Source organism: Acinetobacter tianfuensis (genome assembly GCF_003611465.1).
Taxonomy (GTDB): domain Bacteria; phylum Pseudomonadota; class Gammaproteobacteria; order Pseudomonadales; family Moraxellaceae; genus Acinetobacter; species Acinetobacter tianfuensis.
The window spans coordinates 33922-54330 of sequence record NZ_RAXV01000023.1 but is presented as its reverse complement, the minus strand read 5'-3'; the positions used below and the strand labels follow the sequence as shown (position 1 = coordinate 54330).

20 protein-coding genes are annotated in these 20409 nt (G+C 42.7%); 11 read left to right on the top strand and 9 right to left on the bottom strand.

The genetic code is table 11. The annotated features are described in order from the left end of the window. The first annotated feature begins 242 nt into the window (after window positions 1-242). Both ygfZ and D7V32_RS11080 read left to right on the top strand, forming a co-directional pair. On the top strand, window positions 243-965 hold the full coding sequence (ygfZ, locus tag D7V32_RS11085) for a CAF17-like 4Fe-4S cluster assembly/insertion protein YgfZ (protein WP_120402938.1): 723 nt from the start codon (window positions 243-245) through the stop codon (window positions 963-965). Between the two features lie 136 nt (window positions 966-1101). Continuing rightward, on the top strand, window positions 1102-1836 hold the full coding sequence (locus D7V32_RS11080; RefSeq protein WP_120402937.1) for a DsbC family protein: 735 nt from the start codon (window positions 1102-1104) through the stop codon (window positions 1834-1836). Between the two features lie 73 nt (window positions 1837-1909). Here D7V32_RS11080 and D7V32_RS11075 read toward each other — a convergent pair whose 3' ends face one another. Next, the gene (locus D7V32_RS11075; RefSeq protein WP_120402936.1) at window positions 1910-2155 is read right to left on the bottom strand and encodes a hypothetical protein; all 246 of its coding nucleotides are present in this window, start codon (window positions 2153-2155) and stop codon (window positions 1910-1912) included. 288 nt (window positions 2156-2443) lie between these two features. Here D7V32_RS11075 and D7V32_RS11070 point away from each other — a divergent pair, with 288 nt between their 5' ends. Then, entirely contained in the window at window positions 2444-3244 is an 801-nt protein-coding gene (locus D7V32_RS11070; protein WP_120402935.1) for a tetratricopeptide repeat protein, read from the top strand. A gap of 70 nt (window positions 3245-3314) precedes the next feature. Here the strand turns inward: D7V32_RS11070 and D7V32_RS11065 are convergent, their stop codons facing one another. The 3 genes from D7V32_RS11065 to D7V32_RS11055 all read right to left on the bottom strand — a co-directional run bounded on the left by D7V32_RS11065 (window position 3315) and on the right by D7V32_RS11055 (window position 7080). Next, entirely contained in the window at window positions 3315-4241 is a 927-nt protein-coding gene (locus D7V32_RS11065; protein WP_120402934.1) for an AEC family transporter, read from the bottom strand. A gap of 121 nt (window positions 4242-4362) precedes the next feature. Beyond that, the gene (locus tag D7V32_RS11060; RefSeq protein ID WP_120402933.1) at window positions 4363-5472 is read right to left on the bottom strand and encodes an NADH:flavin oxidoreductase/NADH oxidase; all 1110 of its coding nucleotides are present in this window, start codon (window positions 5470-5472) and stop codon (window positions 4363-4365) included. 339 nt (window positions 5473-5811) lie between these two features. Continuing rightward, window positions 5812-7080, bottom strand: a complete 1269-nt coding sequence (locus D7V32_RS11055) for a carbohydrate porin (RefSeq protein ID WP_120402932.1) — start codon at window positions 7078-7080, stop codon at window positions 5812-5814. 380 nt (window positions 7081-7460) lie between these two features. Between D7V32_RS11055 and mutM the strand changes: the two genes are divergently transcribed. Next, on the top strand, window positions 7461-8315 hold the full coding sequence (gene mutM / locus D7V32_RS11050) for a bifunctional DNA-formamidopyrimidine glycosylase/DNA-(apurinic or apyrimidinic site) lyase (protein ID WP_120402931.1): 855 nt from the start codon (window positions 7461-7463) through the stop codon (window positions 8313-8315). Next, window positions 8312-8593, top strand: coding sequence for a peptidylprolyl isomerase (locus tag D7V32_RS11045; protein WP_067764891.1), 282 nt, complete (start codon window positions 8312-8314; stop codon window positions 8591-8593). The genes mutM and D7V32_RS11045 overlap by 4 nt, the downstream gene beginning before the upstream one ends. A gap of 54 nt (window positions 8594-8647) precedes the next feature. Here D7V32_RS11045 and D7V32_RS11040 read toward each other — a convergent pair whose 3' ends face one another. The 3 genes from D7V32_RS11040 to typA all read right to left on the bottom strand — a co-directional run bounded on the left by D7V32_RS11040 (window position 8648) and on the right by typA (window position 11660). Next, window positions 8648-8980, bottom strand: coding sequence for a gamma-glutamylcyclotransferase family protein (locus D7V32_RS11040; protein ID WP_120402946.1), 333 nt, complete (start codon window positions 8978-8980; stop codon window positions 8648-8650). Between the two features lie 138 nt (window positions 8981-9118). After that, the gene (gene mscL, locus D7V32_RS11035) at window positions 9119-9553 is read right to left on the bottom strand and encodes a large conductance mechanosensitive channel protein MscL (RefSeq protein ID WP_120402930.1); all 435 of its coding nucleotides are present in this window, start codon (window positions 9551-9553) and stop codon (window positions 9119-9121) included. Between the two features lie 277 nt (window positions 9554-9830). Beyond that, complete coding sequence (gene typA / locus D7V32_RS11030; RefSeq protein ID WP_120402929.1) at window positions 9831-11660, bottom strand: translational GTPase TypA; 1830 nt, start codon at window positions 11658-11660, stop codon at window positions 9831-9833. Between the two features lie 174 nt (window positions 11661-11834). On the opposite strand from typA, the gene D7V32_RS11025 reads away from it, so the two are divergent. The 3 genes from D7V32_RS11025 (at window position 11835) to D7V32_RS11015 (ending at window position 15774) form a co-directional block, all read left to right on the top strand. Continuing rightward, window positions 11835-13205: a uracil-xanthine permease family protein gene (locus D7V32_RS11025; RefSeq protein WP_120402928.1), complete on the top strand. Its 1371-nt coding sequence runs from the start codon at window positions 11835-11837 to the stop codon at window positions 13203-13205. 65 nt (window positions 13206-13270) lie between these two features. After that, complete coding sequence (locus D7V32_RS11020) at window positions 13271-14302, top strand: methyltransferase (RefSeq protein WP_120402927.1); 1032 nt, start codon at window positions 13271-13273, stop codon at window positions 14300-14302. Window positions 14303-14304: 2 nt separating this feature from the next. Then, a complete protein-coding gene (locus D7V32_RS11015) occupies window positions 14305-15774 on the top strand; it encodes an amino acid permease (protein ID WP_120402926.1) in 1470 nt (489 codons plus the stop codon). Between the two features lie 61 nt (window positions 15775-15835). Here D7V32_RS11015 and D7V32_RS11010 read toward each other — a convergent pair whose 3' ends face one another. Continuing rightward, window positions 15836-16366: a cysteine peptidase family C39 domain-containing protein gene (locus tag D7V32_RS11010; protein WP_120402925.1), complete on the bottom strand. Its 531-nt coding sequence runs from the start codon at window positions 16364-16366 to the stop codon at window positions 15836-15838. Between the two features lie 125 nt (window positions 16367-16491). Further along, window positions 16492-17526 (bottom strand): outer membrane protein Omp38, encoded by a 1035-nt coding sequence (omp38, locus tag D7V32_RS11005; protein WP_120402924.1) that lies wholly within the window; start codon window positions 17524-17526, stop codon window positions 16492-16494. A gap of 374 nt (window positions 17527-17900) precedes the next feature. On the opposite strand from omp38, the gene D7V32_RS11000 reads away from it, so the two are divergent. From D7V32_RS11000 to D7V32_RS10990, 3 genes are all read left to right on the top strand, one after another. Next, window positions 17901-18422, top strand: coding sequence for a GspH/FimT family pseudopilin (locus D7V32_RS11000; RefSeq protein ID WP_120402923.1), 522 nt, complete (start codon window positions 17901-17903; stop codon window positions 18420-18422). A gap of 110 nt (window positions 18423-18532) precedes the next feature. Then, entirely contained in the window at window positions 18533-19708 is a 1176-nt protein-coding gene (locus D7V32_RS10995) for a thiolase family protein (protein WP_120402922.1), read from the top strand. A gap of 226 nt (window positions 19709-19934) precedes the next feature. Beyond that, window positions 19935-20390 carry a VOC family protein gene (locus D7V32_RS10990; protein ID WP_120402921.1) on the top strand — a complete coding sequence of 152 codons (456 nt, stop codon included), beginning with the start codon at window positions 19935-19937 and terminating at the stop codon, window positions 20388-20390. The last annotated feature ends 19 nt before the right edge of the window (window positions 20391-20409 follow it).

The following is a 20409-nucleotide window of genomic DNA, read 5'->3' as shown; positions in this document are numbered from 1 at the left end:
TTTCATTTTTCTGCGTTGTCTTTTCATAGACAATTCATCTTTGTTCGATAGGCATACTACACTGTCAAAAACCCATTTCCCAAATCTCATATATTTCATATGGTTAAGTACAAAAACAGGGGTTTTAGAAACATTTAGTTACATTAACTTTGGAATATTAACTCTAAATATGATTTTTTTTGAAAAATAGCGGAGAATAAGCTTAATTCTTTAGTATTAGATTTAAGATAAGCGAGCAATTCATGAGCAATTTAGCTTTCTCCTCTTTCACTTTAATTGGTGCAGATGCGCAAAAATTCCTGCAGGGACAAGTCACTTTAAACACCGAAGCACTGGCCGAAAATACCGCGCGCTATACTGCCATCTGCGACCTGAAAGGCCGTATTCACTTCGGTTTGTGGCTCACAAAGCGTAATCCTGAACATTTTGAAATTGTCACTGCTGACGACCAAGCTGATGAATTTTCAAAGCACATTAAAAAGTACGGCGCTTTTTCTAAAATGAAACTTGAACCGGCGGGTTCAGTTTTTCCGACACTCGCTGACGATACGACCACTTTTTCAGCAGAAATGACTGATATTGCGGCTTGGGAAGCCGCAGCTATTCAAAATGGTCAAGCATTCATCGTTCAAAAAACCGAAACTTTGTTCCAGCCGCAAGAGCTTCGTTTGCATCAGCGTGAAGGTGTTCACTATGACAAAGGCTGTTATTTGGGTCAGGAAGTCATTGCACGTTTATGGTTTAAAGCTAAACCGAAAGCATGGCTGCATGTCATTCAAGGTTCAGGCGATGTGCCTGCCTTGGGTGAGCAATTGAATAAAGGCGTACAAGTAGTCAATAGCACGGCTTTTGAAAACGGTTATATTGCGCTTGTCGTTGCCCGTCCTGAAGCTTTGGAAGAATTAGAAGTGACTGTTTTGGACTTGCCTGAAAGTTTAAGTGGTGATGTGGCTAGACCGCAATAACTCTATAAATTTTAAAATATTGTGATACATTAGCCTCTAAATTTAGGGGCTTTTTTATGGCGAAATTTTGTCAATAAAGCTTGTTCTTTTTTATCAATTCTGCAAATATTTATAAAAATATCAATAATTAAGTATTATGAAAAAATTAACTATTTTAGCACCAATCCTGACTTGGCTCGTTTTAGGCAGTCCAATCAGCTTTGCAGATGATCTCGACAAAATAAATCAAGCTGCTCAACAATTTCCTAGAGAATTAAAACCCGAGTTTATCGATAAAACGCCAATTGAAGGACTGTATGCCTTATCGAATGCCCGAGGCACATATTTGATGGACGCTAAAAGCAAGTATTTAATTAAAGGAAAAATTTTAGACATCAATAATCAATTGAACCTTACAAATGCCATTTATCAAAAACACTATGCCATAAACCCCAAGCAACTCCCGCTGAATCAAGCTTTTAAAGAAGTAAAGGGAAATGGGAAACATGTCATTTATGTTTTTGCAGATCCTGACTGCCCTGCTTGCCAAGCATTCCAAGCGATATCCGAAGAAATGGATAATATGACGATTTACACTTTTCCATTTGCATTAACTCACCTGCACCCAACCGCATTAACAACGGCAAAAAAAATCTGGTGCTCTAAAGAACCTTTAAAAGCATGGAAAGAATATTTAATTGAGGATAAAAAACCAAAACAGCAATCTACTGATTGCAGCAATCCAATTGATCAAAATATGGATTTGACTAAAAAACTGAATATCTCAATTACCCCCACTGTTTTTAATTCACTAGGACATCGAATGGCAGGTCTTGAAACTGAAGAAGAATTTGAAGCATTTATTAGACCTCAAAAAGTTCAATTAAATTGAACTCAGTATAAAGGGGGGCAAAACTCCCCCTTTATACATATGAAGCGTATGTAACAGCTAAATTTTTAAGCCGTCAAAAATCATGAAACAGCTTATTCATATCCTTACAGAGATATTCTTTAAATGAAAAATCACGCGCATGTTTAGCATCAAATTTCACACGGGTTTCGCCTTTTTCAAAAATATATACACGGTCATCTTTGCTCACCAAGAACGCAGCGCCAAGCTTCATCAGCAGCGCATCAATTTTATCTTCATGCGCAATGCTGTCGTCCTGATTCACTTTGTCATAATTTCGCTTAATGCTTTTAATAAACATTTAAGAACTCACTCGTATATTCATGCAGCGATTAAAACAAAATCACCCAAGAAAGCAAACTGCTCTGCAGCATAAATGCTGTAATTATGCGCTATGCCTGACAAAGCGAGATAAATCGGTGTTTTAAACGGCTTCGCAGCTTAGTGTTCAGCCTATGCTGCATACCGCTTAAAATTTTTCACATAAGCACTCTTTACTTTCAGACATATCTATTTATGATGAGAAAGTAAAGATTCATTTCTGGCACGCATAGATGGAATTATGTGGCTGTTTTAAAAAGGTTTTAAAATGAAAAAAGTTCTCTTGGCCGCACTTATTGCGCTTTCATCTCAATTTGCTGCTGCAGACGCCAAAACACAAAATGCTGATCCTGAATTTGAAAAAATTGAAAGCATGGTGAAAGCCAATAATATGACAGGCGCCTATCAAGCCTTAGATAAATTGGCTAAACAAGGCAATGCGCAAGCAATTTACAACTTGGCTTATTTGACCCAAACAGGTCAAGGCACTGTAAAAGATGAAAAGAAAGCGCTGCAGCTGTATCAGCAATCTGCAGATAAAGGCTACCCTGTTGCCAGCTATGTCTTAGGCAAAAACTATATTACAGGTTCTATGGGCCTGAAAGCTGACCCTGTAAAAGCCAAGCAGCACTTAAATAAGGCCGCATCTCAAGGCTTTGATGATGCCGTGATTGATTTAGCCGTTTTACTGTTCTCTGAAAATAAACCTGCTTCTGACAAAGAAGCTTTAGCAAAACTTGATCCGCTGATTAAGAAAGGCAATAATCAAGCTATTCATGCGAAAGCGCTCTATGACATCAGCTTGGGCTTTAAAAATAAAAATGAAAAATCAGTACAGCAAGGTCTGACCAGCATTCAGGACTTAGCCAAAAAAGGCTACATCCCTGCATTGATGGCAGTCGCGAATATGTTTGTAAATGGCAACATCATTCCGCAAAACCTAACAGAAGCGAAGAAAATTTTTGAAGCTTTGGCGAAAGAAAATGTGCCTCAAGCCAAAGAATCTTTAGCTGCTGTCAACCAACTGATTGCAGAACAAGGCAGCAAGGCTCCAGCAAAAAAAAGCTGATGCCATCAAACTAAGTAAATAAAAAAGCCCTGATATTCAGGGCTTTTTTATTACTGCTGAACAGATAAACCTAGCCAAACCAAAACGCAATCAGCATGCCAACCACAACAAAACCCAATAATGTACTGATCAGCAGCGGGGTTAGGGTCTTATCTTTTAAGCCATACATTTGCCCCAATAATGCAAACATTGCCGGCATCGGCAGCGCTGCGATAATCGTACCGGCATAAAGCATTTCCTGTTCTGCATGTACGCCAAAACGCAGTCCTGCATAGACCAGCAGCGGCATGCAGATATTGCTGAAAATAATCAGCACAATACTTTGCAGATTCATATGCTGCATTGTCATGCCGACAATCCCGCCGCCAATCACAAACAGCGCCAGCGGAGATGCCGTTTGCCCCAAAAGGCTCAGTGACTGCTGCATAAATTTAGGTACAGCTATGCCCCATACCGCACAAAGCAGTCCCAGCACTACAGCGATAAAAAGCGGATTTTTCAGCAAAATCAGTAGTGTTTGCTGCAGCACTTTAACTGACTGAACGCCCTGCTGCTGCCCCATCGCCACCAGTGCCAGCACCAGCGGCACCATCAATACACTTTCGATAATCAGCACAGGCGCAATATAAGTCAGCGCCTGCTGCCCCATGAGCATGGTTAAAATTGCAGTCCCTAACATGCCGGTGTTAGACATGCTCGCGCCTAAAGCCAATACTGCAGCATGTGAAAATGGCTGCTGGAAATATTTCAGGCAAATAAGAAATGCTGCGCCATACAGCAGAAATGCAACGCCAGCATAGACAATAAAATATTGAGGCAGCCAAATATCTTGAACGTTTTTGGCGGCTAAAGAGATAAAAATCAGTACAGGCAGCGCCGCCTTAATTACAAAATTGCCCAAAGCCGCAATATGCTCTGGATTCAGCCCTTTACTTCGAACAGATATATAGCCAAGCGCCAATAAAAAAAGAATAGGAAAAATGACATCAAAGACCATTTTATATCGTCCAATCTAAGGCGGCCAGCATCACTTTAACCGAGGTCTAAACCCAAGTAATCACTGCCGCCAAAACAACGGGCAATAAAGCAAACCTTACGTTAAAACAAACTGCACAGGCTTAAAAAGCGTTGAATTGACTCTTTAAACCTCGCGGCTGACAGCGTAAATACTGCGGCGCAATTGCAATCGGCTCGCCCAGTTCCACTGCTGCATGCCAAGCCCAGCGCGGATCATATAGCGCAGCGCGGGCAATAGCGATTGCATCTGCCTGTTCATACTGCAAAATACCTTCTGCCTGCATCGCTTCAGTAATTAAACCCACAGCAATGACAGGAATGCTGACGGATTTTTTCACCGCTTCTGCAAATGGCACTTGATAATTTGCCTGCAGCTCAATTTTTTGCGCCTCGTGCAAGCCGCCGCTGGAGATATGAATATAAGCGGCTCCCAGCTGTTCCAACGCTTTAGAAAGGCCAACTGATGATTCTATATCCCAGCTGTCTGCATCGCTGATCCAGTCTGTCGCAGATATACGGACACCAATTGGATAGCCTTGCGGCACTGCATTTTTCACGGCCTGCAGTACTTCCAGTGTGAAGCGGATACGGTTTTCAAAACTGCCGCCATATTCATCTGTACGCTGATTTGACAGCGGCGACATAAATTGATGCAGCAAATAGCCATGCGCAGCATGCAGCTCAATCAGCTCAAAACCTGCATCCACTGCGCGTTTTGCTGCTTCTGCAAAATCCGCGGCCACTTTTTTAATTTCAGCAATCGTTAAAGCATGCGGCGTATGATCCGCCGGATTGAACGGCAGCTCACTGGCCGAAACAGTTTGCCAGCCCTGTGCATGTTCTGGCGCCAATTGACCGCGCCCACCCCAAGGCTTATCGGTCGATGCTTTACGTCCTGCATGCGCCAGCTGAACCGCAAATGGCATTGGAGAAATAGTTTTCAGCTTTACCAATAAAGCCTTCATCTGCGCACGCTGCAAATCATTCCACAGCCCTAAATCGGCAAAACTGATTCGGCCTTCAGGCTGTACAGCCGTTGCCTCAATAATGCACATCCCAGCGCCAGACAAGGCATAATTTGCCCATTGCTGTTCATGCCAATACGTCAGCTCACCTTGCTCATTAGCAGAATATTGGCACATGGGCGCAATAATAATACGGTTGCTCAGCTGCAGCTGCTCAAATTGAATTGGCTTAAATAATAAAGTCATCTCATCCCTCTGCTTATCTTTCTTTATCAAATCCGATGCTGTTGTTCAGCTTATGTGCTTATTCACGTGTTTTGCTGCTTCAAATTAACGCTCATATGCGCAATTGGCAACTGCTGCAGAATATAAAAATCAATGTATTTTAAAAGATCAGAAAATATTAGCGCTGCAGAATCAAATGGCGGAAAATACATAAGCCGGCTGCAGAAAGCATCGCTTAAGCTATCTTAGCGCTTTGATTGCAGCTGTTGTACATCAAGCAAAACAGCTTCCGAAGAAGCTGCTGCAATCACATCTATCAACATTTCTAAGTCAATAGTTCAATGCATATTATGCATATGCTTAGAATGTTACTTTTGAACTTAAGCCTAAAACAAAAGCATCATCTACTTTATTTGTTGAACCAGGATTCACTACATACTGCATGCTTGGACGCAGCATCAGCCATTTGGCTGGATTATAGCTATAGTTCAGCTCCACGTTATATTCTGCACTTGCATCAAATTGCGGCTTGCCAGCGGCAAAGCGGTCATTTACATGCACACGGTTGACTGCTAAGCCGACCATGTCATTTGGTAAACGATCCGTTAAACCGATATATTTCACACCCAATTGCTGCGAGTTATCCACTTTATTGGTCACACGGTCATGCCAAGTAAAGTTAGCAAAACTGTGCAAACCGCGTTTACCTTCACCTGTAGATGTCAATTGCTGTTCAACCGCCAGCCAGCCAGCAAAAGTACGGTTTTTAGCATCGGCAGGATTTGCAATATCTTTTTGATTTTTCACATCATCAGCGGTATTGTACATCGCGCCAACGCGGTAACTGCCAGCTAAACCATTTACTAATGCTTTTGGTGTCCAAATCACTTCCACAGGAATGGTTAGGCCATCTGCATCATCGGTATCTAAGTTCCAGCCGTGGCGTTCCAAAGCATTTTCAGGATTATATTCGTATACGCCCGCTTGTACAGCAAGCTCAGGGCTCAGCTCTTGCTTCACACGTGCGCCCCACTGTGACACAGGGGTATTCATCCAGATATTGCCTTGCCATTTGCCTATTTGCGCGGCGCAGAATGCAGTACTGGCAAAATCACAGGCCATGACGTTAAAGTCCATGCCCAGACCTAAACGGCCTGCTTTAATGCTTAAGCCTTGCTGTTTAAATTTCTTTTCAATAGACAGTTCAGATAAACGGGTTTTCTGATTGCCGCGGCCATAATTTGCTTGAACATTCCCCAACTGAGGCGCAGAAGAATCCTGCAAGTCTTCTAGAGTCGTACTTTGGCCTTGACGTGCCGTCATCACTGCACGGACAGTTACGCCATCCCAGCCTGCCAGCTGTTCCAAATCCAAAGCTGTTCCCAGCCATAGCTGGCTTGCCACAGTTGCCGTATGATCATCATCACGGCCGCCATTGGCTAAATACGCTGCATCAGCTGCAATATTGGCTTCAAATTTTATGCCCTGCTGTGCAAGCTCAGTCCGTTTACCGTTCCAGTCGCCCAGCATATATTGACCTTTGGCATCAAATGCCTGTTCTGCGGCCTGAGTTTGTGTAAATGCTGCTGCCAGCAACGCTGGCATAAATGCAAGGCTGAACTTTTTCATATGAAAAACCTGAAATTGAGAGAACGGCTTTCTACCGTTGGTCTACTGTAGAAATTTGAATGAATAATTACATAATTATTGATATTTATTTCTTGCATAATTTTTATTATTTTAAAAACTTTTTCTTATATATAATATATTTCTCAATATTTTTTATCTAAACTCAACTTTTTTAAATATATTTCAATAACTTACATAAAAACAAATGTATTTATGCCCCTCGCCGAAAAAATGAAAACGCATTAGCTATGACTCATAAGTTTATAAATTTATTGAATATGTTCAAAAAACACCATGCTGATCTGCACAATTGCTTTTTCTCTTGCAATCTGACGCTTGCAGCCCAATATTAAGCTCATCCCGATTCCGTGAAATACAGCATGCCTGAATTACCAGAAGTTGAAACCACCAAAACCAGTTTAATGCCTCTGCTCAATCAGGCGGTAAAGCATGTTGAAGTGCGTCAGTCTAGTCTGCGCTGGCCAATTCCAAACGACTTGCACAAACTGGCTGGGCAGCGCCTGCTGAAATTAACACGCCGCTCTAAATATATTTTGGCTGAGTTTGAACAGGACACCATGCTGTGGCATTTAGGTATGTCAGGCAGTTTCCGTATTTGTGATGCGCATGAAGAACTGCGTAAACATGACCACCTGATTATTCAATTTGAAGACATGCAGCTGCGCTACCATGATCCGCGCCGTTTTGGCTGCATTTTATGGCTGGATGAATACTCACAGACGAAGCTGATTGATACGCTTGGGCCTGAACCGCTCAGCGCAACATTTGATGCTGCATATTTAGCGCAAAAGCTTAAAAGCAAAAACACTGCAATTAAAGTTGCCATCATGGACAACCATATCGTTGTCGGTGTGGGCAATATTTATGCAACTGAAAGCTTATTTAACTTAGGCATCCACCCTGCACAGCCTGCCAAGGATTTAAGCCTTGAACAGGTTGAAAAACTGGTCATCGAAATCAAGCGCATCTTAAAACAGGCAATTGATTTAGGCGGTTCTACCTTACGTGACTACAGCAATGCGATGGGGGAAAACGGCTATTTTCAGCAAACGCTGCTGGCTTATGGCCGTGCAGGTGAAATGTGCATCAACTGTGAAACTGCCTTGGAAAATATCAAACTAGGACAACGCGCTTCGGTGTTTTGCCCTGCGTGCCAGCCTTTAAAAAAGGTTAAAATGCTCAGTAAGAAAGCCCTTAAAGGAAGCAAAGCATGAAATCTGCCATTGTTCGTCATATTTTAGTCAAAGACAAAGAACTATGTGAGCAGCTCAAAAAGAAAATTAAAGGCGGCGCTGACTTTGCCAAAATTGCCAAACAGCATTCAACCTGCCCGTCTGGCAAAAAAGGCGGTGAACTCGGCGATATCAAAAAAGGCCAGCTGGTAGGCCCGATTGATAAAGCGGTATTTACTCTGCCTGAACGTGAATTGCATGGTCCAATCAAAAGTCAATTTGGCTGGCATTTACTGGAAATTAAATTCCGCATGGATTAACCCCCCAATACAAATGGCCTGATTACATCTAATACTGATATTAAAACGCAGCGTCTATGCTGCGTTTTTCATTTCATAAACCCAAGCGGCTTTTTGTTCCCCTGATTCAAGTTGAATCATGGCTTGTACACGCTGATATTGCATGCCTTCAAACTCATCCAATATATCCCAGTGCTGTGCCAATTTTTCTGTACTAAAACAATAACCCGCTACTGGCGGCGCATTTTGATCAAGAACAATTGCAGGCAAGCCTCTATCTGGTCCCCAATCTAATATATGCACAACACCATTTACCGAAGCCTTTTGCCATGTACCGCCAATATTTTCTAACCAATGTGAATTTTCACGGTTTGGGCACAAAGTTCCATAAACAAATAAATAATTCATCCAGTTCATATCAGCTTAAAAAATAAGCGCTTATCTTAGTGATATTGCGTGACAATCTCTAGCTTTTTATGACGGTTCAACCGTTTTATACAGATGAAAAAAACGGCACTGAAATGTGCCGTTTTTATTGCCGAAGAATTAACCCTTACGTTTCAATTCATCACGAATTTCGCGAAGCAATTCAATATCTTCAGGAGTAGCAGCTGGCGCTTCTGGCTCAGCAGGCTGCTGGCGGCGTACTCTGTTCATTAATTTCACTAGCAAGAACACCACCCATGCAAGCAACAGGAAATTAATCAGAATCGTCAGAAAGTTACCATAAGCCAATACATTCAAACCTGCATCTTGCGCTGCTTTAAGTGTGGTCAAGTTATTTGGGTTGTCGCCTAAAACCAAGAACCAGTTTGAATAATCAACATCACCGCCTAAAACCCATGAAATAAAAGGCATGATGATATCTTTCACCATTGAGTCAATAATTTTACCGAACGCGCCGCCAATGATCACACCGACAGCTAAATCCATAACATTGCCTTTGACAGCAAATTCTTTAAATTCTTGAATAATACTCATGTCATCTCCAGAAATTTTTTCACTTTAATTATGTGACGAAGTATACATTAATTTATGTATTGCAATTTCCGCCTAATTTACTTGGTTTTGATCCATTACTAAATGCCCAATATAAAAATTCACACAAATCTATTGCAAATGCATGCTGTTATGGCTGCTGATCTAGGGCATTTTCTATTTTAATTCAGCTTTAAGCCAAAATTAAAGCAATTCATCTGACATAAAAAAAACCGCTGATCGAAATCAGCGGTTTTTATTATCCGAAGATAAGCATGACTTATTTGTTACGCTTACGTTCGTTTTCAGTCAACCAGCGCTTACGGATACGGATTGACTTAGGTGTTACTTCAACTAATTCATCATCTTCAATGAATTCTAGCGCTTGTTCAAGCGTGTATTCAATTGCAGGAACAAGTGTCAACGCATCGTCAGTACCAGAAGCACGTACGTTAGTTAACTGTTTCGCTTTAGTTGGGTTAACCACCATGTCGTCAGAACGTGAGTTAATACCTACGATCATGCCTTCGTAAACTTCTAACTGAGGTTTAGCGAATAGACGGCCGCGGTCTTGCAAGCTGAATAGTGCATAGCCAAGGCAAGTACCTTGAACCATAGAAATCAGCACACCGTTTTGACGTTTTGCAACTTGACCTTGCTTCATTGAACCGTAGTGCGAGAAGCTTGAAGTCATGATACCAGTACCAGAAGTCATGGTCATGAATTCAGAACGGAAACCAATTAAGCCGCGTGAAGGAACAGTTGCTTCAATACGGATACGGCCTTTGCCGTCAACTTCCATATTGGTCATTTCGCCCTTACGGTTACCCATTTGTTCCATTACAGCACCTTGGTGCTGATCTTCAACGTCAAAAGTTACGTTTTCGTATGGTTCTTGCATTTCGCCGTCAATCTCTTTCAAGATTACTTGCGGACGAGATACACCCATTTCGAAGCCTTCACGGCGCATGTTTTCAATTAAAACTGAAAGGTGAAGTTCACCGCGGCCAGACACTTTGAAACGGTCAGGACTGTCAGTATCTTCAACACGTAAAGCGACGTTGTGAATCAATTCACGGTCAAGACGTTCACGGATGTTACGTGAAGTGACGAATTTACCTTCTTTACCAGCAAACGGTGAGTTGTTTACTTGGAATGTCATAGAAACTGTAGGTTCATCTACAGAAAGCGGCGGTAAAGCTTCAACATTTTTCGGATCACAGATTGTGTCAGAGATATGAAGTTCTTCCATACCTGTTACACAAACGATATCACCCGCAGAAGCTGACTCAACGTCAATACGCTCTAAACCGTGGTAACCCATGATTTTTAAGATACGGCCATTACGTGTTTTACCGTCTTTGTCGATCACAGTTACAGGTGTGTTTAATTTCACTGAACCGCGCTGAATACGGCCAACACCGATAACACCTACGAAGCTGTTATAGTCAAGTGAAGACACTTGCATTTGGAATGGGCCGTCAACATCAACTGCCGGCGGCTCAACGATGTCTACGATTGTTTGGAACAATGGAGTCATGTCTTCAGCAAGTTCTTCAGGAGAAGGACCAGCAACACCGCGAAGGCCTGAAGCATAAACCACTGGGAAGTCTAACTGTTCGTCAGTACCGCCAAGGTTGTCGAACAAATCGAATACTTGGTCAATTACCCAGTCAGGACGCGCGTTTGGCTTATCAACTTTGTTGATGATCACGATTGGCTTCAAACCGCGTGCGAACGCTTTTTGCGTTACGAAACGAGTTTGCGGCATTGGGCCTTCTTGAGAATCGACAAGAAGAAGTACGCAGTCAACCATCGACATTACACGTTCCACTTCACCGCCAAAGTCGGCGTGTCCTGGGGTGTCCACGATGTTGATGCGGTATTCTGTATCAGTACGCTTGTCTAACCATTTGATTGCAGTGTTTTTTGCAAGAATGGTAATACCGCGTTCGCTTTCAATAGCGCCTGAATCCATAACACGCTCGATCTCACCCGCGCGTTCACCCAAAGCACCTGATTGTTGTAAAAGTTTGTCGACTAGAGTCGTTTTACCATGATCGACGTGCGCAATGATGGCAATGTTACGGAGTGTTTTAATATCTGACATGTAAAATTCGATACGCCTAAAGTTTGAGGGCAAATTATACAGAAAAATCTTAAGTTTTTATAGTGACAGTTTATTGACAATATCATTTTTTTTCGCTGCCCAGCCCCTTTTACTTTTGTAAAGGCATGTAAACAGATTAGAATAGCGCCATCTAGCCTTAATTTGCTGTTCTTTATGTCTGATTTAAATCAATCTCCCGACCCCAAAAATCAACTTGATCTGGTCTACGGCCTAAATGACCGCCCAAAACCGTTTATCGCTTTTTTAGCAGCTTTCCAGCATTTATTGGCCATTATTGTCCCGATTGTGACGCCAGGCCTGCTGATTTGCTTGGCTTTAGGTGTTTCGAAAGAAGATACCAATATGATTCTTTCGATGTCATTGGTCATTTCAGGCATAGCAACATTTCTGCAGTGTAAAAAAGTTGGGCCCTTTGGCGCCGGCCTGCTGATTGTTCAAGGCACCAGTTTTAACTTTATTGGCCCAATCATCGGTATTGGTTCTGCCATGGTTGCCGCAGGCACACCAGTGGAAGCCGTGATGGCCTCTATTTTTGGTGTGGTGATTGCCGGTTCATTTATTGAAATGGGTGTTTCTCAAATTCTGCCATGGGTAAAAAAACTGATCACACCGCTAGTGACAGGGATTGTGGTGTTATTGATTGGCTTAACCCTGATTAAAGAAGGCTTAATCAGCATGGGCGGCGGTTATCAAGCAATGGGCGATAAAACCTTTGCCAATGCAGACAACCTGATTATGTCATGCACAGTCTTAGCCCTCATCATCTTACTCAACCGTGTACGCATTACATGGGTAAAAAGCTCAGCCATTCTTATTGCATTAGTTGCCGGTTATATCCTTGCGGGCTTCATGGGGCATTTAAACTTTGACGGCTTAAAAGATGCTCCGCTGGTTCAAATTCCAACACCAATGCACTTCGGACTAGACTTCTCTTGGAGTTTATTCATTCCAATGGCGTTTATTTATTTGGTGACATCTTTAGAAGCGATTGGTGATGTCACCGCAACTTCTAAACTGTCGAACCAAGCAGTTGATGGCCCAGAGTGGATGAAACGCATTAAAGGCGGTGTGCTGGTTAATGGCGCAAACTCATTCCTCGCAGGTATTTTTAACACCTTCCCAAGTTCTGTATTTGCACAAAATAACGGTGTGATTCAGCTGACTGGCGTTGCCAGCCGTTATGTGGGTATTTGGATTGCAGCGCTTCTTGTCATTTTAGGCCTGCTTCCTGCTGTTGCCGGTGTCATCCAAGCTGTACCGCAAGCCGTACTTGGCGGCGCTGTAATGGTGATGTTTGGCGCTGTTGCCGCTTCCGGCATCAACATTCTGTCTGGTGTACATCTTGACCGACGCGCATTACTGATTATTGCCATTTCATTAGCGCTAGGTTTAGGTGTTGCCCAAGTTCCGCAGATTCTTGAGCATTTACCCGAATTGTTCCGCAATATTTTCAGTTCTGGCGTTGCGACTGGCGGTATTGCTGCCCTTATTTTGAATATTGTGCTTCCTGAAACGAAGAAATAATTTTCAATTCCCTTAAGCGCCGTCTGGGTGAATGCCTCGGCGGTGTTTTTGTTCTGGAGAGATATATGGTTCCTCAAAGTGAAGTTGTTATTCGTCAGGAAGAGCTGCTGAATGGCCGTGTGCTGCTGGTCAATGCGCCAACAGATGATTTACTCAACAACTTGCCGTCAAACGTCAATGCCAGCATTTGGACTTGGAATTTTAATGACTTCCAATATTTTCAAGCCCGTCAGGCAGATGTCCATTTTGGTATTGATTTGCCTGCTGGCGAGTTTGATCAGGCCATTATTTTTGTCCCAAAAGCCAAAGAACTGCTGAATTACCTTTTGCACAACCTGGCTAGCCGCTTAAATAAAGACGCATCAATCTTTTTGGTGGGTGAGAAAAAAGGCGGTGTAGAACGCGCAGCAAAACAGATGCTGCCTTTCGGCAAAACCCTGAAATTAGACAGCGCCCGCCACTGCCAATTTTGGCAGATGGTGCTGGAAAATACGGTTACCGCAAAACCGCTTAAAGACTGGGTACAGCGCTATACCGTTGCAACACCAAATGGCGATTTAAACATTTGCGCACTGCCTGGCGTATTTAGCCAGAACCGTTTAGACGTCGGCACAGCAGTCTTTTTACCTTATTTATCACAAGTGACCTCTGGCAAAATTGCTGACTTTGGCTGCGGTGCAGGTGTGATTAGCGCCTATTTAGCTAAGCTAAATCCTAAAAACCGCATTTTTGCGATGGATGTTGATGCATTTGCATTAGCATCTACCCAATTAACTTTTGAAGAAAATTCCCTTACACCTGAACAGCTTGAAATCAAAGCTGTTACTGGCATTGAAGATGCGCCGCTGTTTTTACACGCCATTGTCAGCAACCCGCCCTTTCACCAAGGGATTCAAACAGACTACAATGCGAGTGAAAATTTGTGTAAAACCTCGCGCAGACATCTTAAGTCTGGCGGAGAACTGTGGATTGTCGCAAACCGCTTCCTCAATTATCCGACTTTAATTGAGCAAAGCTATAAGAACTGCACAATCAAGACAGATCAACAAGGCTTTAAAGTGCTCTTCGCCAGCACTCAAAAAAATCTGAAGGAATAATGATGAGCGAAACACAACAACCCGCAGAATTGCAGCGTAAGCTGGGTGCTCGCCATCTCAACATGATTGCAATCGGCGGCTCTATCGGTACAGGTTTATTTTTAGCATCTGGCGCAACCATTGCAAATGCAGGACCAGGCGGCGCGCTGCTGGCCTATGCTCTGATTGGTGTGATGATCTACTTTCTCATGACCAGTTTAGGTGAACTTGCAACGCACAATCCAACCTCTGGCGCTTTCTTTACCTACGGCACAAAATATGTCGAAAAAGGCTTTGGCTTTGCACTAGGCTGGAACTACTGGTACAACTGGGCCATTACCGTTGCTTTTGAGCTCGTCGCGGTACAGTTCATTATGAAGTTCTGGTTCCCAGATATTCCCGGCTTCTATTGGAGCGCCATCTTCCTTGCCGTCGTATTCGGCATTAACGCCTTAACAGTAAAAGGTTTTGGTGAAAGTGAGTTCTTCTTCTCACTGGTGAAAGTTGTTGCCATTATTGCATTTATTATCATCGGTATTTTCATGATTGGTAAAATCATGCTGACCCCTGGTGTTGAAACATTTGCAAACTGGAGCAAAGGCGAAGCGCCATTTGTTGGCGGCTTTGCAGCGCTGATCGGTGTTGCAATGATTGCCGGTTTCTCCTTCCAAGGCACAGAAATGGTGGGGGTGGCTGCCGGTGAATCAAAAGATCCTGAAAAAACCATTCCTATCGCCATTAAACAAATTTTCTGGCGTATTCTGCTGTTCTATATCGTGTGTATTTTCATTATCGGCACACTCATTGCCTATGACGACCCGCGTTTATTACAAGCCGCTGCTTCTGAAAATATTGCACTGTCACCATTTACACTGCTGTATGAAAAAGCAGGTTTTGCTTTCGCCGCATCTGTAATGAATGCCGTGATTTTAACTGCAATTTTATCTGCCGGTAACTCAGGCATGTATTCATCTACACGCATGCTGTTTGATATGGCGCGTAAAGGAAGTGCACCAAAAGTATTTGGTAAACTTGACTCGCGCGGCGTTCCAATGAATGCGCTGTATGCAACAACTGCAATTGCCGCAATATGTTTTTTAACCACGTTCATTGGCGAAGAGCAAGTCTTCAATTGGCTGCTGAACATGTCAGGGATGTGCGGTTTTATTGTTTGGCTGGGTATTGCTGTTTCGCATTACCGTTTCCGTAAAGGCTATATTATTCAAGGTCATAAACTGGAAAATCTTGCATACCGCGCTAAATTTTTTCCATTCGCGCCATGGTTTGCCTTCATTCTTTGTTCAATTGTTGTCTTAGGCCAGAACTACCAAGCAATGCTGGATGGAGAATGGCTGTCTGTATTATCAACTTATATTGGTATTTTCTTATTCTTAGCAATTTGGCTAGGTTATAAATGGAAACATAAAGCGAAGCTGGTTTCTTATCAAGAAATGGATGTATCCCCGATTAAAACTGATCAAAACCAAGGCTAAAAATTGAAAAAGCAGCTGCAAAGCTGCTTTTTTTTATCACTGCAATATATCTAAGCCTCAATCAGCTGAAGCGAATATCTGCTAATTTTGAACCATCAATAACAATTGCCTGACGGCATATTCCCTCTGCTCTGCGGCGCTTCTCAAAAGTACGTGCAGATAAGGTTGTAAAATTATCAAAAAAACAAATTTCTTGGCTGTTGATAGAATATACCAGCGAGTGATGGCCTTCCCCCTCAGGTGTATCGTAATACACAATGATAAAATAGCCCTGTTCTAATTTCAGTTTAATCTGCTCATAAGTTAATGCCGACTGTATAGGTATTTGCAGCTGCTTTGCTTCTGCATAATATTCAACTTCTTGCGGCTGGCAGTCGGGATCTGGATCAGTATGAAATGCTGTTTTACAGCCTAACTTTTGCAGTGCAAGCGCTAAACCCACAGTATAAGCACCCTCTCCGTCATAACCGCACAGCTCAGCTAAACGTGAGATATCCGCCTGAATGCCATAATGCTGCATGACCATCCACACCGCATAGACCCCGCTATTGGATTTTAGTTTCAATAAAGCTTCTGGAATATTTAAGGCCATACATTTACTCAGTCAGTGCATTACACAATTCATTGCAATTGATTCTAACAAAAATCTAAGGCAATAAAAAAAGCAGCCTTTCGGCTGCTTTTTTTCAAATCAATTCAATAACGAATTACTGAATCTTATTGAGCGACAACTGTACGGCTGCCAGAAATCGTAGCGAATACGCGACGGTTCATAGCACGGCCTTCTTTAGTGTTGTTGTCAGCAATCGGTTGATCCCAAGCGAAACCTTGAGTAGACAAACGAGCTGCATCTACGTTGTATTCGCTTACAAGTGCAGACTTAACAGAGTTAGCACGAGCTAGAGATAAACGTTCGTTCAACGCACGTGGACCAGTGTTGTCTGTGTGACCTTCGATGCGAGCAGTAGCGTTTGGATATTCAGCTAGTTTCTCAGCAACTTTAGCAATTTCTGGCTTGTATTGGTCTTTGATGTTTGATTTGTTTGTATCAAAGAACACACGAAGTTCCATGTTAAGGTCTTCAGTCAACTCTTGTGGAGCTGGAGCTACAGGAGCTACAGGAGCTACAGGAGCTACAGGAGCAACTTCAACTACAGGAGCAGCTGGCTTCAAGTGACCGCCAAGAACTACGTTAAGGCCAGCCAAAGCTGTGTAGTTCCAGAAATCTTCATCGATGTTGTAAGTAGCACGAGCTTCAGTACGTAGAGATAAAGCATCGTTTAAGCGCCAGAAAGCACCTAAACCAGCATTACCCAAAGTACCTTCGTCTTTCCAACCATTAAGATTAACATCACCTGAACCTGTATATTTATAGTGACCAGCACCTAGCAATACATATGGCTTGATTTTGCTATCATAGTTTTTAGTGATCAAATCAGAAGTAGCATAGAAGTTACCGTTGATTTGAGTTTGCTTGTATTCTGCACCCGCAGCTAAGCCATCAATATCACCCTTAACTTGGTTATATTCAGCTTCAAAGCCTAACCATGGAGTCAATTCAACACCAAGCGCTGCACCAACGAACAAATCGTCTTGAAGTTCAGGACCAGGAGTTAAATGGTCTTTACCATTGTTGTGCTGAGTGCCTTGGAATGTGTAACCAAGCATTAATGGAGTAACAGTTACGCCTGCGTTTGCAGCAGCTAAAGGAGCAGCTACCAGCATTGCTAATGCAATACGACTCATTTTCATGGATTTATCCTCCAGAGATAAAAATTGTTGTTCAAGCCTAAAAATCCGGCATCCTGAGATAGGCTTTCTAATACCCCAGTTTGATTTTTAAGCTATTCACGCCAAATCATACAAACACTTTATTGTTTTTCCAAGTGCTTGATATCTTTAATCAAGTAAATTATTGACAAAATTACTTACAATTTCCGTTGTAATTCGGTAAATTTTTACTCAATTTATTCGCATGAATCACTTATTTTTCGCTTGCTAATATTTTAACAGCTTTATTAAAACTTAAGTAAAAAAAAATTAAGCTCAATTTATTACATATTAAAAAAACGCCTTATTAATAACATAATTTGATAAAAAAAACACCATAAAACAGGTTTAATCCAATGTTTTTTATAATAAAAAATGGCTTCACTTTACTGGAGCTAATTATCGTTACTGCGCTGATTGCGATTATTTCCTGCTTTGCGCTGCCAGCCTACCGCAGCATGATGGCAACTCAAGAAATAAACAACACAACAACAAAAATCACCGCGCTCAGCCGTCAAGCAAAAAATTGGGCTGCTGCCCAACATACCAATATCGTCATTTGCTCTAGTGCAAACTTTACTGCATGCCAGCCTGCCAAATGGTCATCCGGATTTCTTATCTTTAGCGATCAAAACAAAAACCGTCAGCTCGATACAAACGAAACTATCCTGCATACCGAAAAGTTAGCGCTTCAATACAGCACTTTGGACTGGCAGGGCGCACTCCGCTCTCCCAGTCTTAATTTTCAAGCTTCATCTGGCCTGCCTATAGGCTCGAATGGCACTTTTTATCAATGTTCCTTAAGCAGCCTGCAGCACAAAAAAATTATTATGAGCAAAATGGGACATATCCGTGTAGAGAGTTTGACCCAATGCTAGAACTCATGCGTCTACAGCCTGCCAGCAGAATATGCTTTATTCATATACTTTTTTTTATATACTGCTGTGGATTTGAATAATTCATAAACATGGAATTTGGAGATATAACAATGACTGACATCGTAATTGTCAATGGTGCCCGCACTGCAATGGGCGGTTTTCAAGGCAGCCTTTCTGCATTAACTGCACCTGAACTCGGCGCAGCATCAATTAAAGAAGCCATTGCCCGCGCAGGCTTGAATGCTGCCGATGTTGAAGAAGTCATTATGGGCTGCGTATTGCCTGCAGGCTTAAAACAAGGCCCTGCCCGTCAAGCAATGCGCCAGGCAGGCTTACCAGATTCAACAGGCGCAGTCACCATTAACAAATTATGCGGTTCAGGCATGAAAGCTGTCATGCAGGCGGCAGATATGATTAAAGCAGGTTCTGCACATATTGTCGTAGCTGGCGGAATGGAATCAATGAGCAATGCGCCTTATGTATTGACTAAAGCGCGTGCTGGCTACCGTATGGGCCATGGCGATGTAAAAGACCATATGTTCCTGGATGGTCTTGAAGATGCTGAAACAGGCCGCCTAATGGGTTCTTTTGCGCAAGATATGGCAAATACGAAAGGCTATACACGCGAGCAAATGGATAATTTTGCAATCCGATCTTTAAAACGCGCGCAAACAGCCATTACTGAAGGCTATTTTGCCGATGAAATCGTGCCTGTCACGGTTTCTACACGCAAAGGCGATGTCGTTGTTGATAAAGATGAACAGCCGTTTAATGCCAATATTGAAAAAATCCCAAGCCTTCGCCCTGCTTTTGCTAAAGACGGCACAATTACAGCGGCCAATGCCAGCTCAATCTCAGACGGCGCATCTGCACTGGTTTTAACATCAGCTGAGCAAGCTGCAGCGAAGGGCTTAAACCCTTTAGCTAAAATTGTGGCTTATGCTTCAAATTCACAGCACCCGTCTGAATTTACCATTGCACCTGTCGGCGCAATTCAGAAAGTACTGAATGCAACAGGCTGGAATGTGCAGGAGGTTGACCTGTGGGAAATCAACGAAGCGTTCGCTATGGTAACCATGTGCCCTATGGATGAATTCAAGCTGGATGCAGAAAAAGTCAATATCAATGGCGGCGCATGCGCATTGGGTCATCCGGTGGGTTCTACAGGTTCACGCATTATTTTGACGCTGATCCACGCGCTTAAACGTACTGGCGGCAAACGCGGTATTGCTGCGCTGTGTATCGGCGGCGGTGAAGCGACAGCTGTGGCGATTGAGTTACTATAAATTATCCCTCCCTTAGGGAGAGAGCTAGAGAGAGGGATAACCCTCATCCTAACCCGCTCCCGCAAAGATAAGTCGTTAAAAAATCCCCTATAGCTGGGGATTTTTTATGATCGAAAAATTCACTCATTTCAAATGTACATTTACAATAATGAGCAATCTGATCATTTTAAATTCAGAAATGCAGCTTAAGCTTAAAACACCATAACGACAAAAATTAGGTAAGCCCATGCAGCTCAATCACTATCTCAACTTTAACGGCACAGCAGAATCCGCATTTGAGTTTTACCGCGCTATCTTTGGCGGAGAGTTTGCCATGCTTTCGCGCTATGGCGATTTGCCTAACGAAAACTCCGCCAGCCTTTCTGACGCTGAAAAGAATGCCATCCTGCATATTTCACTGCCAATCAATGCACATACTGTTTTAATGGCTTCAGATATCAACGAGCAATTTTGCGCACAGCGCAATATCCCTTTCACTCAAGGCACCAATCACTATATTTCAATTAATCTGGATGCTCATGAACAAGATGAAGCACACCGTCTATTTGATGCCCTCTCACAAAATGGCGCGGTTGAAATGCCTCTGGAGGAAACATTTTGGGGAGCTTTATACGGCGCTTTCACCGATCAATTCGGTATACAGTGGATGATTAACTGCCAGCTGAAAAATCATGTGTCTTAGACGAGTAAAAAGGCCGCTT